This is a genomic window from Ktedonobacter racemifer DSM 44963, assembly GCF_000178855.1.
In the GTDB taxonomy this organism is placed as follows: domain Bacteria; phylum Chloroflexota; class Ktedonobacteria; order Ktedonobacterales; family Ktedonobacteraceae; genus Ktedonobacter; species Ktedonobacter racemifer.
In genome coordinates, this window is record NZ_ADVG01000005.1 from 574,167 (window position 1) to 594,565 (window position 20,399).

Annotated in this window: 16 protein-coding genes and 1 pseudogene; 9 read left to right on the plus strand and 8 right to left on the minus strand. The window is 54.7% G+C overall.

Annotated elements, in window-relative coordinates; genetic code table 11:
- Positions 1 to 397: 397 nt before the first annotated feature.
- Complete coding sequence (locus tag KRAC_RS56635; protein ID WP_007922561.1) at positions 398 to 1,225, minus strand: helix-turn-helix transcriptional regulator; 828 nt, start codon at positions 1,223 to 1,225, stop codon at positions 398 to 400.
- Between the two features lie 117 nt (positions 1,226 to 1,342).
- Here KRAC_RS56635 and KRAC_RS56640 point away from each other — a divergent pair, with 117 nt between their 5' ends.
- The 3 genes from KRAC_RS56640 to KRAC_RS56650 all read left to right on the plus strand — a co-directional run bounded on the left by KRAC_RS56640 (position 1,343) and on the right by KRAC_RS56650 (position 5,290).
- Positions 1,343 to 2,413, plus strand: coding sequence for a quinone oxidoreductase family protein (locus KRAC_RS56640; protein ID WP_007922562.1), 1,071 nt, complete (start codon positions 1,343 to 1,345; stop codon positions 2,411 to 2,413).
- A 463-nt stretch (positions 2,414 to 2,876) separates the two neighbouring features.
- Positions 2,877 to 4,244 carry an IS701 family transposase gene (locus KRAC_RS56645; RefSeq protein ID WP_007922566.1) on the plus strand — a complete coding sequence of 456 codons (1,368 nt, stop codon included), beginning with the start codon at positions 2,877 to 2,879 and terminating at the stop codon, positions 4,242 to 4,244.
- A gap of 155 nt (positions 4,245 to 4,399) precedes the next feature.
- On the plus strand, positions 4,400 to 5,290 hold the full coding sequence (locus tag KRAC_RS56650; protein WP_007922568.1) for a hypothetical protein: 891 nt from the start codon (positions 4,400 to 4,402) through the stop codon (positions 5,288 to 5,290).
- Positions 5,291 to 5,515: 225 nt separating this feature from the next.
- Here the strand turns inward: KRAC_RS56650 and KRAC_RS56655 are convergent, their stop codons facing one another.
- Positions 5,516 to 6,808 (minus strand): serine hydrolase domain-containing protein, encoded by a 1,293-nt coding sequence (locus KRAC_RS56655; RefSeq protein ID WP_007922570.1) that lies wholly within the window; start codon positions 6,806 to 6,808, stop codon positions 5,516 to 5,518.
- Positions 6,809 to 7,135: 327 nt separating this feature from the next.
- Between KRAC_RS56655 and KRAC_RS56665 the strand changes: the two genes are divergently transcribed.
- The 3 genes from KRAC_RS56665 to KRAC_RS56675 all read left to right on the plus strand — a co-directional run bounded on the left by KRAC_RS56665 (position 7,136) and on the right by KRAC_RS56675 (position 9,272).
- Complete coding sequence (locus KRAC_RS56665; RefSeq protein ID WP_075164671.1) at positions 7,136 to 7,813, plus strand: DinB family protein; 678 nt, start codon at positions 7,136 to 7,138, stop codon at positions 7,811 to 7,813.
- 407 nt (positions 7,814 to 8,220) lie between these two features.
- On the plus strand, positions 8,221 to 8,721 hold the full coding sequence (locus KRAC_RS56670) for an IS1/IS1595 family N-terminal zinc-binding domain-containing protein (protein ID WP_007905782.1): 501 nt from the start codon (positions 8,221 to 8,223) through the stop codon (positions 8,719 to 8,721).
- On the plus strand, positions 8,682 to 9,272 hold the full coding sequence (locus KRAC_RS56675; RefSeq protein ID WP_244422627.1) for a hypothetical protein: 591 nt from the start codon (positions 8,682 to 8,684) through the stop codon (positions 9,270 to 9,272). The genes KRAC_RS56670 and KRAC_RS56675 overlap by 40 nt, the downstream gene beginning before the upstream one ends.
- Positions 9,273 to 9,719: 447 nt before the next feature.
- Here KRAC_RS56675 and KRAC_RS56680 read toward each other — a convergent pair whose 3' ends face one another.
- Complete coding sequence (locus tag KRAC_RS56680; protein WP_007922578.1) at positions 9,720 to 11,240, minus strand: MFS transporter; 1,521 nt, start codon at positions 11,238 to 11,240, stop codon at positions 9,720 to 9,722.
- Positions 11,241 to 11,609: 369 nt separating this feature from the next.
- Between KRAC_RS56680 and KRAC_RS80650 the strand changes: the two are divergent.
- Together KRAC_RS80650 and KRAC_RS56690 are read left to right on the plus strand one after the other, a co-directional pair.
- Positions 11,610 to 11,663, plus strand: a pseudogene (locus KRAC_RS80650) (hypothetical protein); the annotation flags it as partial.
- Between the two features lie 271 nt (positions 11,664 to 11,934).
- A complete protein-coding gene (locus KRAC_RS56690; protein ID WP_052569411.1) occupies positions 11,935 to 12,759 on the plus strand; it encodes an RNA-guided endonuclease InsQ/TnpB family protein in 825 nt (274 codons plus the stop codon).
- A gap of 1,693 nt (positions 12,760 to 14,452) precedes the next feature.
- Here the strand turns inward: KRAC_RS56690 and KRAC_RS56695 are convergent.
- The 5 genes from KRAC_RS56695 to KRAC_RS56715 all read right to left on the minus strand — a co-directional run bounded on the left by KRAC_RS56695 (position 14,453) and on the right by KRAC_RS56715 (position 18,620).
- The gene (locus KRAC_RS56695; protein ID WP_007922582.1) at positions 14,453 to 15,238 is read right to left on the minus strand and encodes an SDR family NAD(P)-dependent oxidoreductase; all 786 of its coding nucleotides are present in this window, start codon (positions 15,236 to 15,238) and stop codon (positions 14,453 to 14,455) included.
- Between the two features lie 567 nt (positions 15,239 to 15,805).
- Positions 15,806 to 16,171, minus strand: coding sequence for a zinc ribbon domain-containing protein (locus KRAC_RS77870; protein WP_040448550.1), 366 nt, complete (start codon positions 16,169 to 16,171; stop codon positions 15,806 to 15,808).
- A gap of 8 nt (positions 16,172 to 16,179) precedes the next feature.
- Positions 16,180 to 16,773, minus strand: a complete 594-nt coding sequence (locus KRAC_RS64605) for an RNA-guided endonuclease InsQ/TnpB family protein (RefSeq protein ID WP_052569412.1) — start codon at positions 16,771 to 16,773, stop codon at positions 16,180 to 16,182.
- A gap of 185 nt (positions 16,774 to 16,958) precedes the next feature.
- A complete protein-coding gene (locus tag KRAC_RS56710) occupies positions 16,959 to 17,801 on the minus strand; it encodes an IS4 family transposase (protein WP_007922584.1) in 843 nt (280 codons plus the stop codon).
- A 342-nt stretch (positions 17,802 to 18,143) separates the two neighbouring features.
- Positions 18,144 to 18,620, minus strand: coding sequence for a hypothetical protein (locus KRAC_RS56715; RefSeq protein ID WP_040448551.1), 477 nt, complete (start codon positions 18,618 to 18,620; stop codon positions 18,144 to 18,146).
- A 229-nt stretch (positions 18,621 to 18,849) separates the two neighbouring features.
- Between KRAC_RS56715 and KRAC_RS56720 the strand changes: the two genes are divergently transcribed.
- Positions 18,850 to 20,196, plus strand: coding sequence for an IS701 family transposase (locus KRAC_RS56720; protein WP_007922585.1), 1,347 nt, complete (start codon positions 18,850 to 18,852; stop codon positions 20,194 to 20,196).
- Positions 20,197 to 20,399: the final 203 nt, after the last annotated feature.

Genomic DNA, 20,399 nt, shown 5'->3' on the forward strand with positions numbered 1-20,399 from the left:
GGATTGTTGCACATCGTTTTTGTAAATTCAGGGAGGCGCTGCGCCACAATTGGGCGAGAAAACAGTCCAAAGAGGTCAACGGATCGGTCTGATGGGGAGCGTAGCAGCAGGACAATTTGGGGTCCCAACAGAAATTCCCCAATAGTTTCTGGTAAGAGCGAGGAAGCGGTAAAGAGGTCCTGGTAAATAGCGTGAATGTTCGACGATTTTTGAGGCGAAACATAGGAAATCGGCACGAAACATGGGAATCGATTATTCAGAGCCTGGAGAAGCCGCTCCCCATCTAGGGTATCAGCACGGAATATTGTAAATACATCGCTCGCGATCTCGCCTGCCGTGCGAGAAGTCAGGGCTTGTGCATTCTCTGCTGGATGGCAGGCTTTCTCCGTGTCGTGTGTTAGGGCAAAGCAAGTTGTTCGAGCTTTCTGGCTGTCTCCTCACAAGCAGGGAGATAGACCACCATTTTTAGTCCCGGTGTGTCCTCGATCTGAAAGGTGTTGTGTTCGAGCACGAGCAAGCCGACCAGAGGATGCCTGAATTCTTTTTGCCCCTCATGACGTTCTTGCACTTCATGCCGTGACCACCAGCGCGCAAATGTTGGACTGCGCTGCTGAAGCTCTGTAATCAGTTGGTTCAATTGTGCATCTTGGCGATACTGGCTACTGCTGGCACGCAACTGTGCCAATATACGCTGTGCGACGCCTTCCCAATCCACGCAGCGGCGACGATATTCCTCATTGGTAAAGATGAGGCGCACGATATTGCGCTCTTCGACCGGTATCGTTGCGAAGTCCGCAAACACCTGGCAGGCCGCCTGATTCCAGGCCAGCACATCCCATCTTCGACCAGTGATGTAGGCAGGATTGGTTCCCATGTGCTCAAGGAGGCGAGCAAGAAAGGGGCTGACTTGCTCGCGCTGCGGTACCGGATGTGCAGGCGATGCCTGACCCGCCAGAAGAAAGAGATGGGCTTTTTCAGTAGGAGTCAGCTGGAAGGTTTGTGCCAGGCTATCGAGCACCTGGGTGGAGACATGGATATCCCGTCCCTGTTCCAGCCAGGTATACCAGGTCACGCCAACTCCTGCAAGGTGGGCTACTTCCTCTCGTCGCAGTCCCGCCGTTTTGCGACGTGCGGTGTGTGGCAACCCCACATCTGCTGGTGAGAGTTGACTTCTCCGTATCCGTAAGAAGTTTGCTAGTTCCGAGCGCTGCTCATTCTCCGTCATGCGCGCGTTCCTTTCCCTGGTAGTGCTACTACTAGTATCAACACACTCTGGTATGGCTTGAGAGCTTATGGCAAGATAATACCATAAATAGAAAAACATTGGGAAAGGAAACTTTGTATGAAAGCCGCAATTCTGAAAGCATTTGGTCAGCCTCTTCTTCTTGAAGATATTCCTGAACCTGTTCCCAGCGCGGGTGAAGTCCTCATTCGTGTGCTGGCGGCCCCTGTTGGTTGGTATGCACAAGAAGTCTTTAGTGGAGAAAGACCCTATCCCCTGGTCCTTCCTCTTGCTCCCGGCTGTGGAGCTATTGGAGTCGTGGAAAAAACTGGACCTGATACCACTCGACTCCAACCCGGTCAGCTTGTTTTTTGTGATCCGATGGTTCGACCACGCGACGACAGCACGACACCAGCCAATAGTATGCTGCAAGGATGGATAGCCCGAGGAGAGGGGCCACAGAAACTCCAAACCTACTTTCGCAATGGTCCATTTGCTGAAAAGATGCTCATTCCCCTTGAGAATGCTGTTCCACTCGACCATATGGATGACATAGACCCTGTGAAACTGACCTGGTTGGTTGCCCTGCTCGTTCCTTACGGTGGACTGTTAGCAGCAAACGTCCAGCCGGGACAGACGGTGATAGTGAATGGAGCCACTGGCTACTTTGGCGGCGCAGCAGTGGCGGTTGCTCTAGCGATGGGCGTGGAACGAGTCGTTGCACCTGGAAGAAATAAGGACCGTCTTGATATCCTAGTGAACCACTTTGGGGAACGTGTCCGTCCCGTTCTGCTCTCTGACAATGAAGCAAGCAATAGGCAACGCATTGCACAGGCTGCCGAGGGTCCAATTGACTGCATGCTCGATATATTGGGGCAAACACAAGATACTGGGCCAACTCGTCGCGGCATTCTGGCGGTACGCCCAAACGGAACCGCTGTTTTGATGGGAGGCGTCAATGCTGACATAGAGATACCGTACTGGTATGTCATGCATAATAACATCGTGATACGCGGTCAGTATATGTATCCACAACACGCTCCCTCATTGCTCGCAGGATTAATTCGCGCTGGTCTACTCCGTCTCGACGTGCTCTCAACCCGTGTCTTCCCCTTGGAAGAGGTGAATCAAGCGATCCAGTATGCCCATGACCACGGAGGCGCGTTTCAGTTGACCGTGCTTACGCCGTAGCTTGACTTTCTCCATGTGGGGAGAAAGAGCTTCTTGAGAGAGAAGAAGAAGCTGATCAGGAATTTCCGCGAAAATCTGGCCTCTCTTCTCCAATAGAGAGGCCAGATTTCATTTCCACCAAGTGATGCGGCATGCTCTCGCATTCAACTCTGCGCTCCTTTGCGGCTCGTAGTAGCGAACGCTTGCCCTGGGCCTGAAAAGACCATATCCACGACAAGAACGCGGAAGGAGAGATCGCGAGCGATGTATTTACAATATTCCGTGCTGATACCCTAGATGGGGAGCGGCTTCTCCTGGCTCTGAATAATCGATTCCTATGTTTCACCACTACAGTCGCACTTGTTAACTCAGCAATAAGAACCAGAAAAGTATAAGAAAAGCAACATCATTATCTTCTTCCAGATGTGGCAATCTGTAGGTGTGAAACCTGAAATCAGATAGCGACATCTAAAAGGAGAAGAAGATGAAGCAAAACAAGCATGCCACCTTCACCGGAACCAAGACGACCCCTGCCGATGTCTGTCGCTGGGTCCACCCCCTTTTTCGCCTGCATGAGCGCCTCGCCCAGCGCTTTGCCCGACCAGAGCCACATCGCCGGGTACTGGCCTACCTGCAAGGGATTTTGAGCGATATATCCCGCAAAAACGGCTGGCAATTAGCTGAACACGCCGGAGAAGCTCGTCCTGATGGCATGCAACGCCTGCTCTCGCAAGCCGTTTGGGACACCGATGGCGTACGTGATGATTTGCGTACGTATGTGCTTGAACAACTAGGCTGGCAATCGCCTATCCTGGTCATCGACGAAAGCGGCTTTCCCAAGCGAGGCGAAAAATCAGCTGGCGTTGGCTTGCAGTATTGCGGAACCACGGGCCGAGTCGAGAATTGCCAGGTCGGAGTTTTTCTCTCATATGTGACGGCCAAAGGGCATACCCTGATTGATCGCGAACTGTATTTGCCCTTGGACTGGTGCGAGGATCGCGATCGGTGTCGAGCCGCAGGCATCCCAGCATCGGTTCGTTTCCAGACAAAGCCAGAGTTGGCCCAGCGCATGATCGAACGCATCTGGCAAGCTCAGATCCCCATTTCCTGGGTCGTAGCTGATACGGTTTACGGGGGCAATCTGGACCTGCGAACCTGGTTGGAAATGCGTGCGTATCCTTACGTGATGGCTGTGGCTTGCAATGAACCAGTCGGATTCCAGACACCGACTGGACGCAGACGCGAAGAGGCCGCATTGGTCGAAGCGTTCGTCCTTCACGATGGGAACTGGCAGCGCCTGTCAATGAGCGAAGGCAGCAAAGGCCCCAGGCTCTTCGACTGGGCCATCGTCCCCATGCTGCGCCAGTGGGAGGATGATGGAAGACATTGGTTGCTCATTCGTCGTAGCCTCGCTGATCCATCTGAGAAAGCGTACTACTTTGTCTTTGCTCCGCAAGGAACCACCCTGCCAGCAATGGTCAAGGCCATTGGTGCCAGATGGCGTGTTGAGGAAAATTTTGAGATTGGCAAAGATCTCGGCATGGATCACTACGAAGTACGGAGCTTCATCGGTTGGTACCGGCACATTACGCTCGTGCTGTTGGCTCTTGCTTATCTTGCAGGAATTTGTGCCACAGAGCGTTTCCCCACTGATCATCCTACGACTTCTGAGTCTGCTACCCAACCCTGCGTACTTCCCTTGACCATTCCTGAAGTGCGCCATTTGCTCGCACGGCTCATCTGGCCTTTGTCTTCATCTGCCTGTCGGGTTCTGGCCTGGTCGTGGTGGCGTCGCTGCCACCAAAGTCATGCCAGCTATTACCACACGAAACGTCGTCTGACAGCGGGCTAATCCTGGCTGGCCCTCCCAGCATTGCTCTCGGCTTTGTTGCTTTCGAGCATTCATTTCCCAGATATCCCAGAAATTTCCTGGAAGTGCTGGAGTTCCTGGAAATCTGGACGTGTGTTGTCTCCCATCGTATCTTTCCTTGCGCATGAGTTCTGAATATGACTCTTCTTCCTGTCGCAGACGGTGCTCGTCTGCTTGGCATTCATCCCAAGACGCTCCACCACTGGCTCAAAGAGGCCCATGTGCCCTTGTCCACCCACCCGACGGATGCACGGATTAAATGTGTGATGGAGGAACACCTGCAACAGGTAGCCAGTCTGCATGGCCGCCCACTCCAGGCATCTCGGCCGTTGGATGTAGCCTCTCCTCTTCTCGTCCCTTCTCAAGTGCAAGCCCTCTCAGCGCCTGAAAATGAAAGGGAACCGGCCTCCACCGCCTGCTTGTTGCCCCCCTCCCACATGCAGGAAGCGGACCAGATCCAAAGGCTGGCTTCCCTGGAAACCAAGGTGGTGACTCTTCAGGAGCAGATTGCCCAGCTCACGCTGGCGCTGTTCCAGGAGCGGGAGCGATCGGTCGAGCATCGTCTCACCGCCCTAGAATCCTTCCTGCAACCACTGGTGGGAACGCAGCTCTCCGCACTGTCAATTCCTGGGGTTGAGCAAGAACCTCCTGGTCCACGGCCCGTACCGAGACCTCTGCATCCCGTTGAACAACTCGCTCGCTCTCGCATGCCTCCCCTGATCGAATACAGCGCGCTGGGCACCTACGTGATCATCAGTTCACAAGAAGGCGAGGTGCATCTGGAACCCAATTCGCGCGCGTGGTTTGACTGGTTGGCTACCCTTTCCTCCTTCCGTTTCGTTGGGCCTATGGGGCGCTTTACGGGGCATCGAGGATACAAGGATGGTCAACAGACGCGCTATTGGTCGGCTTCTCGTTGTGTCCGCCGTCATACCTACAAGCAGTATCTTGGCATGACGGAGAGCTTGACCATTGCCAACCTGGAGCGCACAGCTGCCAGGCTCCAATCTGACATCGAAGCGCGCTAGATTGTCGCGCTCTTTGCTGTCAATGATCTCCTCTGGTTCCCAACAAGTGCGACTGTAGTGTTCACGCTGATTTCCCAGGTTTCACCCTAAAAATCGTCGAACATTCACGCTATTTACCAGGTCCTTCATTTTTCCGTTACGGGTGGAAGGGCCGAGTCGCAAAAACGTTGGTTTCTTGCCTTTCTCACCCTCGGTCAACATCACCCCGCAATAGAGAAACCCTGCTCACGCAGGGTCGTCTTTCTGGCGCATCAGGGTCAATGGGGAGAAGGGGAAGTGAAGCGTGAGCGTGCCAAAGGCATGATCTTGTGGATCAGAGAAGCGTACCTCAATCTCATGATCATGGGCAAAGCAACACACCATCTCCTCAATTGGCAGCAGTTCTACATTGAACGGGTGCAGGATCATCTGGTGCTCTGTTTGCTCCACGGCACATTTGAACAGCTTCCCCAGTGTATAGGTCCCAGTCATCCTCTTTCGAGCATCTGGATCAAGAGGGAAGCCTTCCTGGTTCAAAGGAGCAATAGTGAGGACCTCTCGGACGATGCGCCGGAAGAGGGGGTCGATATCTCTTCCGTTGGCATTGGAAAGCAGGACTACCGTGACGGCATCATCGAGGAAACGAGCCAAAAAGGTGATGAAGCCGTTGATCTCTCCCTGATGGTAGACGACACGATGACCGCGATAGTCCCCCACTCCCCAACCAAAACCATACTCAGTGGTGGTGCCATCTACCAGTTGGGCGGGGGTATACATGCGCTTGAGCATCTGCTTACTGAGCACCTGGCCCTGCTCCAAAGCCGCATCCCAGCGGACCAGGTCGGTGAGGGTCGAGCCAAGTGCTCCCCCAGCGAAGGGGATCGTCATATCCAGATAGGGGACAATGCGGTAGCCCTGCTCCGTTTTGACGTATCCCCCGGCACGCCGGGGAATAAGCGCCTCATTCCACATGTAGTAAGTGTCCTTCATTCCCACAGGCGTGAAGATCTGCTCTTGAAGAAACTGCTCGTACCTTTTGCTTGAGAGGATTTCAATGATCATGCCCAGCAGATAGTAGCCAGAATTGTTGTATTTGTAGCGCGTCCCTGGCTCAAATTCCAGCGGCAAATCCTGAAAGAGGGCGAGCACCTCTTCATGAGAAAACCGCTTTCTCATATAGAGATCGAAAAAGTTATCCACTTCGTTGTAGGGCACAATGCCAGAGGTATGGGTAAGCAGGTGAGCGACAGTGATCGTGCGCCCATGCGTGGGATAGTTGGGAAGAAAGTGTGTCAACGGATCATTCAGCCGCAGGAGGCCTTGCCGCTCAAGCAAGAGGATCGCTGCGGCGGTGAATTGCTTGGTCAGTGATGCGAGGCCAAAAACGGTGTCAGGCTGGGCGGCAATATTCCACTCCAGGTTGGCGAGCCCATATCCTTTCCCATGAGCGAGCTGTCCGTTCTTGATGACTGCCACCGCCATCCCTGGGTCTTGCTCTCCAACCACCGTCTTGACGATTTCATCAATCTCTGCAATCATGCTGATCGATTCCCAGCCTTCCTATCTCTGCTTTTCGTTTCATCGCCAGGTTCCCAGCTTCTTCCCCTCAGAGGGCTTAGAGACGTGCCAATGTGAGAGATGAGACCCCTTCTCAGAAACACGGGCTACTTTGGCATACCAGCCGGTCTTGAGAGCTGTCAAGAAGTCCCGCTTCAGCATGACCCAATGGGTTCGGCAGCAGACGTACCAAGATGAGAAGAGAAGATGTTGCAGAAACGACCGATTCTGGGAGCCTGCTGGATACTGGGTTGAGATAGCCCAGTGTGGAAAGAAGAGCAAGATAGAAGAAGTTTTTGGTGGGTTCGCATGCTATCCTTCCGAGGAGGTGCTGCTCGACGCGCGGAGCCACGCCGGTGGTTGCCGTCTGGACACGCCTTGTGCTTCCCACTGGTTTCTAGGAGGGTAATCATGCCAACTCGTGCAGAGATTTTGGACACACTTGCGGCATCGCAGACGCAGGTCCTGGCGTTTTTTCAAGGGCTGAGCCCGGAAGACCTGGAGCGCCCGGCAACGGCGAGTGAAGTTCCCGGAGCAGCTCCGTGGCGCGCCAAGGATCATTTTGCTCACCTGGTGAAAAGCGAGCGCAACATCCAGCGATTGCTGCGCCGTACACTCGCCGGTGATACTCGAGATGTTCTATTACGCCTTCAATACCCGTTGGGAATGGAAATGCCGGGCAATCCGGGCAATCTGAGCGAGCTGACCCCGGAGGAGCAAAAGCGGCTGGGGATGGCCGTCGCCAACGTCAATCAAACCTACGTGAACGAGCACCATGACGACAGTATGGAGATGGTGGCAGCGGATTACCTGGCGGCGCGGCAGGAAACATTGGACCTCCTGCAACAGTTCACCGATGATCAGCTGGCCGCTCTGGTGCCCACTGTCATTGGTGACCAGGCCGCCGGCGACTTGTTTGCCGGGAGAGCGGGGCATGCGGCTCAGCACATTACCTGGATTGAGGAAGGATTTCGTCAGGGCGTGTGACACTCCCCACGGCTAAAGTCGAGATAAGTAACCTAAAGCTCAAAACGAGATTACGCTCAGATGACATCGAGGACATATCCTTGATGTCATCTGAGCGTAATCTCGTTTTGAGCTTTAGATAACGACCGTTTTCTGACATTCATAGTTCTGTTTTTCTGCCAGAGAAATGCGCTATCTCCGCAAGCGTGAGCACAGCGATTGGAAGAGTATCAAAAAACGTACCACAATCAAAGTGTCATTTTCTCCAGAGGCGAGATGAGTATCTGACACTCACAGGAGAGGTTTTTTGTAAGCTGGAGCAATCGGTGTTTCCTTAGCGGAATTTAGAGAGGTTTTTATGTTGGGACTCCAATTTCGGGTAGTGACTCCGGAAGGGGGGTGATAGAATAGAGAGGAGGAGGTGAACGATGAACAAGCGAGAAGCAGAGGAGCAGAGCAGTCTGCCAACGTGTCCCAATCCCGCATGCTCAGGGCCGCGCGTTGTGCGCAATGGCAGCCACCGGGGACGGCAACGGTATCTGTGCCGCACCTGTAAGACGTACTTTGGAGCAACGCAAGGCACGCCGATGTATGGGTTGAAGACGCCTGCCCCCGAGGTAGCGCAAGCGCTCTTGGTGGTGATGCGGCGCGGCAGCTTGCGGGCTGCCGAGGAGATCACCGGGCACAAATACGAAACGATCAGTGTCTGGCTCAAGCGAGCAGCAGAGCATGCCGAGGCCCTGACGCAGGTGATGGCTTGCGATCTGCACGTGAGCCAGGTGGAAATCGATGAGTTCTGGTCGTTTGTCCAGAAAAAAAGGGGACTGAAGGGGCGTCCGACGAAGGAGCACGCTGGGCTTGCCTCGTCCAAGATCGGGAGAGCCGCTTCGTGGTTGCCAGTGCCACCGGACCGCTGGGCGAGAACCTGATGACGCGGGCCGTCAGCAGGACGGTCCTGCGAACCCATCGCCGCCCGCTCTGCTGGTTTAGTGATGGCTGGCATGGCTATGCGGCCATTCTCCATCGTGCCTATCGCCAACCCCAGTCGCGTCAGGGCAAAACCGGACGGCGCAAGTTGGTGGTGCCTGACACCGTGTCGTTGACGCAAACAGTCAAACACCGTGATGAGCATGGACGCCTCCTGTCAGTAGCAATCCGCATGGCGATGGGAGCAAGCCAGGGACCCGCCGGGACCGTGCACGTGGAGCGACTTCATGGAGCGTTGCGTGATTGGTTGAATGCGCTGACCCGCAAGACGCATGCTTTTGCCAAACGAGACGCGACCTGGGATGCGCTGGTCGGCTTGCAGATCTTCGATCACAATTTCCATCGGGCTCATTACGCTCTACGCCTGCCGCTTCAGATTGTCGATGGCGTTCATCGCTATCACCATCGATCTCCAGCAATGGCTCTGGGCGTGACTGATCATCTCTGGTCCTTCCAAGACTTGTTGACTACTCGACTCCCTATCACCTCTTAGAGGAGTCACTACCCAATTTCGCAGATAGGCTGAATTTACAAAAACGGTGTGCAACAATCCGCCTCTCTGGCGCTTTTTCAGCGTGTCAACCGCTGTGCTGCTCAACATTGAGGGCAAGTGCTAACCTTTGAGGTCAAAACCTGCCCACTTGGTAGGTCATTTACCACTTCACGCCTGCGCATTCGTGAACTGCTCCGCTACGAATAAACTGGAGGAAATTCTGGCTCTTCGCCCCTATGGAAAAACTGTAGGGGCAAAGAGCCAGAATGGAACCCATTTTTCTTGTTCTCCTCGGACTTTCTCATCTGTGCAGTTTGTCTCAAGAAACCTTCGCAGCCTGTTGAAAAGGGGAAGATGAGGTTGGCACCCGGTGGTACGTTGAAGTGACAAGCTGCGCGAGGAGGAACATTACCAATGCTGGGTTTAAAAGAGCGGGCATTTGCCCCCCTACAGCGTGCTGTGCACGGGATTGACCGCTTTCTGCAGATCGTTGTGCTCCTGCACGTCGATAGCTCCAATGGTTTGCTCGCTGTATGACATATCGGGCGCCTGGATTGTGGCTTTCGGGGTGCGGATGACGAAAATGGACACAAGCAGCGCCACGACCATCAGTGCCGCCGAGCACAAGAATGCCATCTGGTAGCCATGTATACTGGCTTGCGCAAACCCCTTCCCGCTCGCTACATCTGCTGCTGTGGTTGTGCTAGCCACCACCGTGAGAACGGCTAAGCCCAGGGCGCCACCAAGCTGTTGCGACGTGTTGATTAGTCCCGATGCCAATCCAGCTTCATTATCTGGCATCCCTGATGTGGCAGCCACCGTCACAGCCACAAACGAGAGTCCCATACCAAGCGCCAGGATCAGAAAGGCTGGCAGCAGATTGGTCACATAGGACGAGGTAGGCGTTATGAAGCTCAACAAGAACATGCCGATGAGCATCAAAGATGCTCCTGTCATGAGCAGTGGCTTAAATCCAAAGCGGTCCAGCAGACGCGGTGCCTGTAGAGAGATGATACCTATGATGCTCGGCAACGGGAGAAAGCTCAGGCCGCTCAACGAGGGCGAATAGTGCAGCACATTCTGGACATAGAGCGAGACGAAGAAGAACGTGCCAAGCGTGCCCGCTACCACCGGCAGCATGACCAGATTGCCACCACTCACATTCCGGCTCCGAAAGATGGTGAGTGGCATCAGCGGATGCTTCACCCTGGCCTCGTTGAACAGGAATGCAGTCAGCAGGACGATGCTCACACCCAGCATCATCAACGTGATCTTCTCGGTCCAACCGACCTGCGAGACCAGCGTCAGAGCGTAGACCAGCGCTATGAGACCGCCTGTCACCAGTACAGCGCCTGGAAGGTCGAGGTGCCTTTCGCTGGCATCTTCTCTCTGTGACGGAACATACTTCATGATGCCTACGATAGCTAAGATGCCAGCCGGGACGTTCACGAAGAAGCACCACTGCCAGCCCAGGTATTGCGTCAGCACTCCGCCCAGGAAGACCCCCACCGCCGCACCGCCCGCCGACACCATGCTCCAGACGCTCAGTGCCCGGTTGCGCTCCTCTCCCTCCTCGAACGTCGTGAGCAGGATCGAGAGAGCAGTAGGGGCCATGAATGCGGCGGCCAATCCCTGCAGAGCGCGCAACGCGATGAGCAGAACGCTAGAACTGGTCAGACCCAGAAGTAACGAGACCAGTGAAAATCCTGCGATGCCCAGCACCAGCAGGCGCCGCCGCCCAAAGAGATCGGCAGTACGCCCACCCAGCATCAAAAAACCGCCGAAGGTCAGGATATATGCGGTCAGTACCCATTGCAGCGATGAAGTATCAAAGTGCAAAACTGCTTTCATAGAAGGCAATGCGACATTGATAATCGCACTGTCCAAAACGACCATAAACATCGCCAGCGAGAGCAGCAGCAAGATCATAGGACGATTCTGGCTTTGATTCAGAATTACTTTTGACATAGGGTCTCTTTCTGAGGTGAAAAACTCCCTTGCAATTTGCAAGTAGGCGTACCATACCACCAGTGGTCAGAAAGATCTTCTTAGATCTTGCTCTTCCTAACAAGAAGAACATCAACTGAGCAGCTATCTATTCCAGCCCATCAGTGTTTTTCTGACGGTCGGTGGAAAGGCTCATCCCGGCTTTGGTGAATCCGAGGAAAATCCCTGTTTCTCTCCCTGCGCTCAGGCTCGATCTTTTGCGGGCTTTCCATCATAAGAATCGCGCCATGCGGGGACCCCTGGCGCGCAGACCTGGGGAGGAGCATGGCGCACTCCTTTTCTCATGGGATGCAATTGACGAATACTCGTCATATATGGTATAATTTATGCATGGAAAGAACCGTGCGGATTGAGCTCCACCCGACGAGAGAACAGGCAAGCGCTTTGCAGGAAACGCTGGGCCAGTTTACTCTGGCCTACAATCATGTGTGTGCCTACGGCTGGCACCAGGGCGAGAAGAATGGTGTGCGACTGCACCACGCCACCTATTACCAGACCAAAGCTCTCTGTCCCGGTCTGGTGAGCGACTTGCTCATTCAGGCTCGCGTCAAGGCCACCGAGACGCTCAGGAGCACCTTCACCTGGAAAGCCAAAAAGGAAGCGGCTTACCCCAAAAAAAGTCACCAGGGCACAACAACAGGGCAAGCCCGTTCCCGTGTTCAAACCGGTTCGTTGCCCTCGTTCGCAGCACTGTGCGGTTCGCTACAATGTCCATACCTCTACCCTCGATTGGCAGACCCAAACGGTTCGCCTTTCCACGACCCAGGGCAAGATGAGCCTTGCCTTCACCGTTCCTCATTTCAGCGAGCGCTATCGAGGCTGCAGGATCACCACGGCCGACCTGCTCTGCTGCAACGGGACGTGGTGGTTGCATGTGGTGGTTGACGTCCCCGAGCCCGTGGTGCAGCCTCATCCCGAGGTTATCGGGGTGGACTTGGGCCTCAATCGCCCTGCCGTCACCTCCACGCGTCACTTCTTGGGCACCCGCCGCTGGAAAGAGATCGATCGCCGCATCTTTCGCCTCAAACGCAAACTGCAGTCCAACGGATCCAAATCGACCAAACGCCACCTCAAAAAGTTGGCGCGCAAGCAGATGCGCTTCCACCGGGACTGTGACCATGTGCTCTCCAAACGCCTGGTGCAACAGGCTCCCCCTGGCAGTACGATCGTACTTGAGAACCTGACGAACCTGCGAGAAGGGGTCCGTCACCGCAAAGGGGAGGGACAGCGCCGGCTGCATACCTGGTCCTTTGCCCAGTTGTACGGCTTCATTGCCTACAAAGCGCAAGAGCGAGGGATCGTGGTCGAGCGAGTGGATCCGCGCCATACCTCGCAAACCTGTTCGCGCTGTGGGCATCAAGCCCGCAACAATCGCCGTTCGCAGTCGGTCTTTCACTGCCGTGCCTGTGGGTATCAACTGCATGCCGACCTCAATGCGGCAATCGTGCGCCGTTTCGGCGCTTATCAGATTTCCCTCTGAGAGGGATAAGGTTGAGAGGAAATGACCTTAAGGACACCTGACTAACCTGGCGGGGAAACTCAAAGGGAAAAGTAGCATGTTCGGAAAGCGGTTAAACGTGAAGGTATGTAACGTGATGCACCGCAAGTCCTGTACGCATGGTGAAACCTGAATGGCTGAACCCCAGTTTCCAGTGGTCTAAGCGTTGGCTCATCACACCATACCTAAAGTGATGTCATCGGAACACGCATATATTGATTGCGTATGCGTCACCCTCTCTTCGATGAACGACCAGCAATGAGCTGGTTCAAGGAAACGAACGGGGCACCTACACGTACTGAACGTTTGATAGGCGCAAATGCGGGATCGTCTACGGGCGCGAGCCTATGACGACGGAGTTTCCGTAGTAGTGCGCCTTTGTGCCACAAATGTCTCCCTTACCCGTCGGGGTAAGCTCACTAGAGCAAGGTGAGTAACACAGCGACTTACCCGTTCTCATAGAGAGCGGGGACACCTTCACCCGAAAGGCGTGGGGGGAAAATAGCATGTCGTGTCAAAGGTGAGTGAAGCTCCAGTCCCAGGAGCCAGAGGCTCATCAGTGAAGCTGTATAGGGTGAAGTCTTGATTGGCTGAATTCAAGTCACGGCGGAAATGGAGCAGCCCACAGGAGAAGGGACTATCGCCTGTGTCCAACGTGTAGGGGAACGGTACTACTTTCCCTACAAGCTCTCGTTGGAGCCAGCCCTCACGGAGAGGGAAATGACGAAATGGGCACCTACGTACAGACTGAGACATTTGATGGAACTAAGGGATCGCCTAAACCCCGTAAGGGGCATGGTGACGGAGCGACCATACGAGTTGGGTATGTACCCAGCAAAGGGTTGCAGGAGGCCACACTCAAAAATGGTGGTTGACACGGATGTGTCAGAAGACCACTGTGGGAGTGGTGTTGAAAAGACACTGGCCTCTGGAGAGCTTCATGCATCGAAAGGGTGCACGTGGAGTTCGGAGGGGAGGGGTTGATGCTCCCGAGCAATCGGGACTTGGCCTCTTACCCTACCTCAAACGCTCAGGGCAATGCCTGAGACAAGGGGAAGGGAAACAGGGAAATGCACTGGACCCAAAAGAATGACAAGGCCGCGAGATGCGTAAGTCCACGTTGATATTCGATTGTGAAGGTGCAGGAACCAGAGAGCCGTGTGCATCGAAAGGTGCAAGCACTGGTTCGGGAAGGGGCGGATGAAAACGTACCGCAAGGCAACGCGTCAGCCGCCTACTTCACAACATTCGAGACAAATATTGTCTTGCTCAGAATGGCACATCTGTTCTGAGTGGGCCGCTGTCAGACGGCCTCTCGTCTCAGGCTTCGGCCTAGGGACAAGCCCCTGCATTCATGCATGGGGTTTCTGACTCTGTTAAAGACTCTTTCATCGTAAGGTTCCTTTTGTTCAGGAACCTTTCATCTATGCCTCATCCCCGGAGGAAAAGGCATGCTCAGTTTTTTTGGGTCTGCATATTTACAACTGTAGAATTAGGCAGAAAAATACCCGAAACAAGCCCGGTAGACAGAGCATATGAACAGCCGCCTGGGCTTGTGTTAGAGTTGCATCTCATGTTTCCATGAGGCACTTTAACCGAAGATACATCTCGCTGCTGGTCCCGTGGGCTGTTCAATTCTAGTCATCCAAAACGACACCAGCCGCGAGATGTTCGGCTAGTCCACGATTTCGCCGCAGGTCACGTTAGCAACCGCGCCGGTGACCGCGCTTGCGTAATCCGACGCCATCAGGGCCGCCACGTTCGCCACTTCGGCAAGCTTCGGCAGCCGTTTGAGCAGCGTTTTCTCCGCAATACCCGCCTCGAACGCCTCCCGGGAAATACCAGCATCCTTGGCATGACGGTGGAAGACCTCGTCCACTCCGGGTGTGTCCGGGGAACCGGCCGATCGCAGACAGATGACGCGAATCCCCTGTGGTCCTACTTCAGCCGCTAGCTGTCGGCAAAAGCCCTCGATCGCGGCACCAGCAACCCCGAAGCCGCCGACATTGGGGTACGGTGACCGCGCGGCCTGAGCGGTGAGAGCCAGGATAACGCCCGATCCGTTCTTGCGCATATGGCGTGCCGCTGCAGTCGCGGTGAGAAAATGAGTCGCCATTGCGTTGACGATCGGCAACGCGAAACGCTCATGCTCCATCTCGACGAGGGGAGCCCCCTGGGTGTCGCCGAGTCCGATGACGTTGAAGGAGACGTCGATGCTTCCAGCTTTTCTTGCCACTTCTTTCAGGTAGTTCTCTACTGCCCGCTCGTCGAGCGCATCGACCTGAGCGACCTCAGCCACTCCTCCCGCGTGGGAGATGTCCTTCGCCACGGCCTCAAGCGAAGAAAGGGAGCGACCGGCAAGGAAAACCTTCGCTCCCTCGCGGGCGAAGGCGCGGGCCACAGCGCCACCGATGGCTCCTCCTGCTCCGTAGATCACGGCGTTTTTGTTCTTCAGTAACATTTCCGTCCTTCTGTTTGTCAAGTTGCCTCCTCTGGATTGTCGGGTGAAAGTCGCCATCGAAGGTTCCATGTTCGATCCTGTACCAATTTACCCATCGACAAGCTGCGCGAGGAATGGTGGTCACCCTTGCTTATGCCCATCCCTTGATTGCCTTAGGAAGTTCGCCCACGTGGGTGAGTCATAGCCGTGTTCCGGTCCTCTCTAGCTCTGGCAACACCTCTAGCTTACTCGCACGCCTCGAAAAAAACTTCTCCTATCTTGCTGAAAGATCTCACATGCATGAGAAAACGTACCATCCTTGCCTCACGCTTCCTCGTCACAAGGGTGCTGTTCTTTTCATTCTGCCTGGCGGCATCTGTTTCTGTGCTCTCTCTGTCTCGTTGCGCACTCTGTGGGTGTTACGTACGCGACCCTCAAAGTGGATGTCCTGTGGGGACGACTCGGTGAAGATCGTAGTGGGTGAGCAATACCGTTCTCCGACACTTGGACAAATATGGACAAGCCACATTCACCCGGATCGGTTCCTGCTTCACCGAGGGCAGTTTCACTGAACCATCTCACGACGGATCAGCCAGAGCTGCCCTCTCCGACAGGCGTTTCACCCTTCCCGAGGAACTCCCGGTAGGGACCTGGCTGCCCGCTCAGATACAAGATCGCCAGCGCTGCTAGGTTCAGCGCGGCATTGAGGTCACGATCGATCACCAGCCCACAGGCCGGATGCTCGCAGACATAGATGCGCTCTGAAAGGTCTATCTCTTCTTTGATATGGTTGCAGCCAGAGCACAGTTTGGTGGAAGCAAACCAGCGATCTGCCCACAGCAGGTTTTCGCCTTGCCAGAACGTTTTGTAGCCCATTTGCCGCTTGAACTCGCCTAATCCGACATCGCTGATTGCCAGAGCCAGCTTGTGGTTCTGTGCGCATCCCTGCCACATGGAGGTCTTCAAGCACGACCACGGCAGGACGCCTCTGGGCATCCGAGATGCAAGCCTGGAGCAGCAGTTTTTTTCATCTGCTTGGCTTTGACCTTGTTCGCATTGGTTTTCGGCAGGGGCTCTGGGGGCGGCTCCTTCTTCGATCGCTTGCCACGCTTTGGCTTCACCTTGGCTTTCGGCTCTGGCAACGTAACAGCAATCTCAGCTTTGCGGATTTCACGTTCTTCTGGAGGAAGTTGGGCGCGGGTGAGCTGGCTTGTGCCTTTGTGGAGGGCATCCTCGCGCACATAAGCGACGCGGGCATATTTGCGCGCTACTTTTTGACGGGCTTTGGCGCGGTTCTTGCTCCCTTTCTGTTTCCGGGAGAGCCAGCGATGCAGCCGCTTGATCCGCTTGAGTTCGGATGTGAGGGCTTTGGGGTTGGCAATGGCACGCCCATCGGAGCATTGGGCCAAGGTTTTGATCCCGGTATCTACGCCGATCGGCGGACCAGCTGCCTGTGGGGGATCGGGCACCTGCTCACTCACCTGCACCGAGACAAACCAGCGCCCTGCCTTTTCACTGACTGTGGCCGAGAGCACAGCGACGCCGCCGGTAGGCAAATAGCCACACTCGTGCAGGCGCAGCCGTCCGAAGCGCGGCAGTTCAATGAGCCAACGTTCACGCGAGCCTCATGAGGGCTTGCTCCGCACTGACCTGCTTGGGAGCAGCATTGGTGACCACCAGGGTCCACTCTGCCAGTTCCCATTGCTGCTGACTCACCACTTTGCCTTTCTCACGAGCCTCTTCACTCAGGCGCTCGCGACGCTGCTTGGTCACCTCGCGCGCGAACACGCACCATGAGCAGGCGTACTGGCAAGGGATCATGTTTTCCCAGCCAGACGTACATGGTCTTGACCTGTCCAATGGCCCATGGCAGTGCCGTCTCCAGATCGATGCGCTTTCCTTGTCGGTTGTAGAAGACGGTGTTGGCCTTTGGGTGCTGGCAGAAGCGCACGCCCTGTTCGGACAACTCCCGCAAGCGCTCCAGGCTCCAATAGCCGCGATCCGCCACATACAAGCTGCCTGCCGAAAGCGTGTGCTCGCGGAGCGGTCCGTGCAGTTCATGCACGCGTCCGTCAGACAAGTACGGGCCAATGAGCTGACCTCGTTTGAGATCCAGGCGCACATGCAGTTTGAGTGCGGAGGCTGTGTGCTCCGTCGAGCCTGTGCTGCTCCCCCCGCAGCCCTGCCACAGTTCAGCCAGTGCAGCGGGCAAAACAATCGTCGAGGCATCCTCGACGATGACCTGCTTAAAGCGCTTGAACCAGGCCACGGGGACAGCTTTGACCATGACCACTTGTTCCACCAACTCCCAGAGCACCGCGTGCAGGAATGTCGCTGCACGTTCCGTGCAGCGTTGATGCAGTCCCGAGGCACTGATCTGTACGCCACACACCTGGGCATCCTGGGTCAACTGATCCAGCGGTGCTCCTGGCTGATGCAGGCGGCCCAATGCCATCACTTGTACAAAGGCCGCTCCCGTCAGTTTGCGTTCTCGTTGGACAAAGCCGGTTTCTCTTGCCAGCACATTGGCTCGCTCGTTCAACACATGCTTCAATATGGCTTCACACTGTGTTACACTCGTCATTACAGTCGCTCCTTGCTCGATGAAAGTTTGATGGACCTTCATCTTCTCTCAAGGAGCTTTCTGTTGTCTTTTTTCTAAACTTAATGCCTATGGGGTTTTTATGTTGAGACTCCAATTTCGCAGATAGGCCGAATTTACAAAAACGGTGTGCAACAATCCGCCTCTCTGGCGCTTTTTCAGCGTGTCAACCGCTGTGCTGCTCAACATTGAGGGCAAGTGCTAACCTTTGAGGTCAAAACCTGCCCACTTGGTAGGTCATTTACCAGTACGCATTTCATCCCTTTGGGTGTGCTCATAGTTTGCTCCTTCGCTCTAGTTTCTGCCTGGCTCGACGCATCAAACCTATCTCCCCTCGTGCGCCACCTCCGGATCAGCCGGCCCCGGCGTCAACCGCGTCTCATACGCCACGCCGCTCTCCATCGCCCGCTGCATCTCGTCGTATATCTCCAGGATCACGCGCTTTGTGCGATACTCGCCGAACTGCTTCTCATCCTCGCGTTTGACAATCGGGAAGGTCTCCATAATATAGTCCACATCCTCACGTTTGATGCCATAGAGATGGAAGTAGGCGGCATCTAGCTCACAGCGCAGGAGGAAGCGCCGCTCCTCGTCCCAACGGAAGGGCGGGCCGTCATAGCCACAGTCTTTGGCAAAAGCTTCGAGATCCAAGGCGGTATAGGTCAGTTCAAGGGCATGGGCGTGAATAAAAGTTCGCAGTGTTGAAGTGAATGCGTCGGGCGATGGGCATGGAATTTGTTCAATAGTAGATAGTGGAATGCTCGGCTGACTTAAGGCATTTCGCAATGAATAATCAAACACGAAGGAATTGAGAACTCCGAGGAGTAATAGTAAATCATTAGTGTCAGGACCAAATATAAGCAACCATCCATATGATGCTGCGCCCCAAGGAAGAATAGGCCTGTCAGTGTTTTTTTGACGAAAAAACACCTGGACTTTGCACATTTTTACTGAAGAGCCTTTTTGACCTCTGCCAGTACACTGCAAGGAATAGTAGTGTCCGTTGTGCGAGAAAAGGAGGTTTCTTCTAGTGTTCCCACATCCTCTTGCGAGCCTTTTAGCTCCATTCCGAGGAGCTTTCACGAGGCCGACCTGGCAAAAGGTCGTGCAACTTATTGAAGGAACGCTCCTGACGCATGGACGCAGGACAGTAACAGCAGCGCTACGAGCGGCAGGACTGCAAGAAGAAAGGCATTTCAATCTCTTCCACCATGTCCTCAGTCGCGCTCGCTGGTCTCCTCTTCGAATCAGTCGCCTTCTATTGCTGCTGCTCGTTCAGACGTTTGTTCCCAAAGGGGCAACAGGTGAAATCGTAGCAGATGAAACGTTAGAGCGGCGATGGGGGCCACATATTACGAAGTGTGGATACTACCATGACCCTGTGCGCTCGTCAGAGAAGCATAAGAGGATCAGTCGTGGTTTGAGGTGGCTTTGCCTGATGCTCATCGTCACCCCTCCGTGGACGAGCCGACCCTGGGCACTTCCTTTTCTCTGTGTCTTGTTGACTTCCGAGGAGGTCGATATGAGGTTAGGGCGCCGGCATAAAACCGTTCCAGACTGGACTAAACAACTCATGAAGCTCGTACGCCGATGGCTCCCTGATCGAGCTATCAAGCTTGTTGGTGATGGCGCATATAGTGTTGTAGAGTTGGGAACGGCCTGCCGAAAACAGCAGATCACGCTCATCGCCCCGTTGCGTTTTGATGCCTGTCTCTATACGCCTCCTCCAACACGTCAACCACGCCAAATGGGGCGACCACGCCTGATAGGCCAACGCCTCCCGCAGTTTGATCAGGTGCTCTTTGACCCACATACTACCTGGCAGCAAGCCTGGGTCACATGGTATGGACAAGGCAAACGGCGGATCGAATGGTGCAGTGCAACGGCACTGTGGTATCGCGGAGGTCAAACGCCTTTACCTATCCGATGGGTTTTGAGCCGTGATCCCGAGGGGAAACACGAGCCACGAGCCTACTTCTCGACTGATCAAACCCAATCTGGCCTCTCTATCATCACCGATTTTATGAAACGCTGGTGTGCTGAAGTCACCTTTGAAGAGAGCCGGGCACATTTAGGTGTGGAGACACAGCGACAATGGTCAGACAAGGCGATCGAACGGATGACGCCTTGCCTCTTTGGGCTCTACAGCTTGGTCGCGTTTCTTGGTCACCACCACCATCCCACAGGGGATATTCCATTCCAACAAACAGCGTGGTACCGAAAGCGCCAGGCGACGTTCGCCGATGTGCTTGCTGTTGTGCGGCGTCATCTGTGGAATGATTTCCGTTATTCGACATTGCCCCAAAACCCTAATGTCATTTTACTTCCGCGCTCAGACCTCTCTCGCTTCGCTGATATCGTCTGTTCCTCAGCTTAAAATGTGCAAAGTCCAGAATACGACGTACCATATAACTGATAGAAGGCCAATGAGTTGGCCCTTGAGTATTAACGGACCGGAATACCACGCTAAGCACTTAGCGTGGTATTCCGGTCCGTTAATACTCAAGGGCCATATAGATCCGCTCTTATTAAACCGCTATAATATGCGAAGGACATAATGACTTTAGAATAAATAATTTC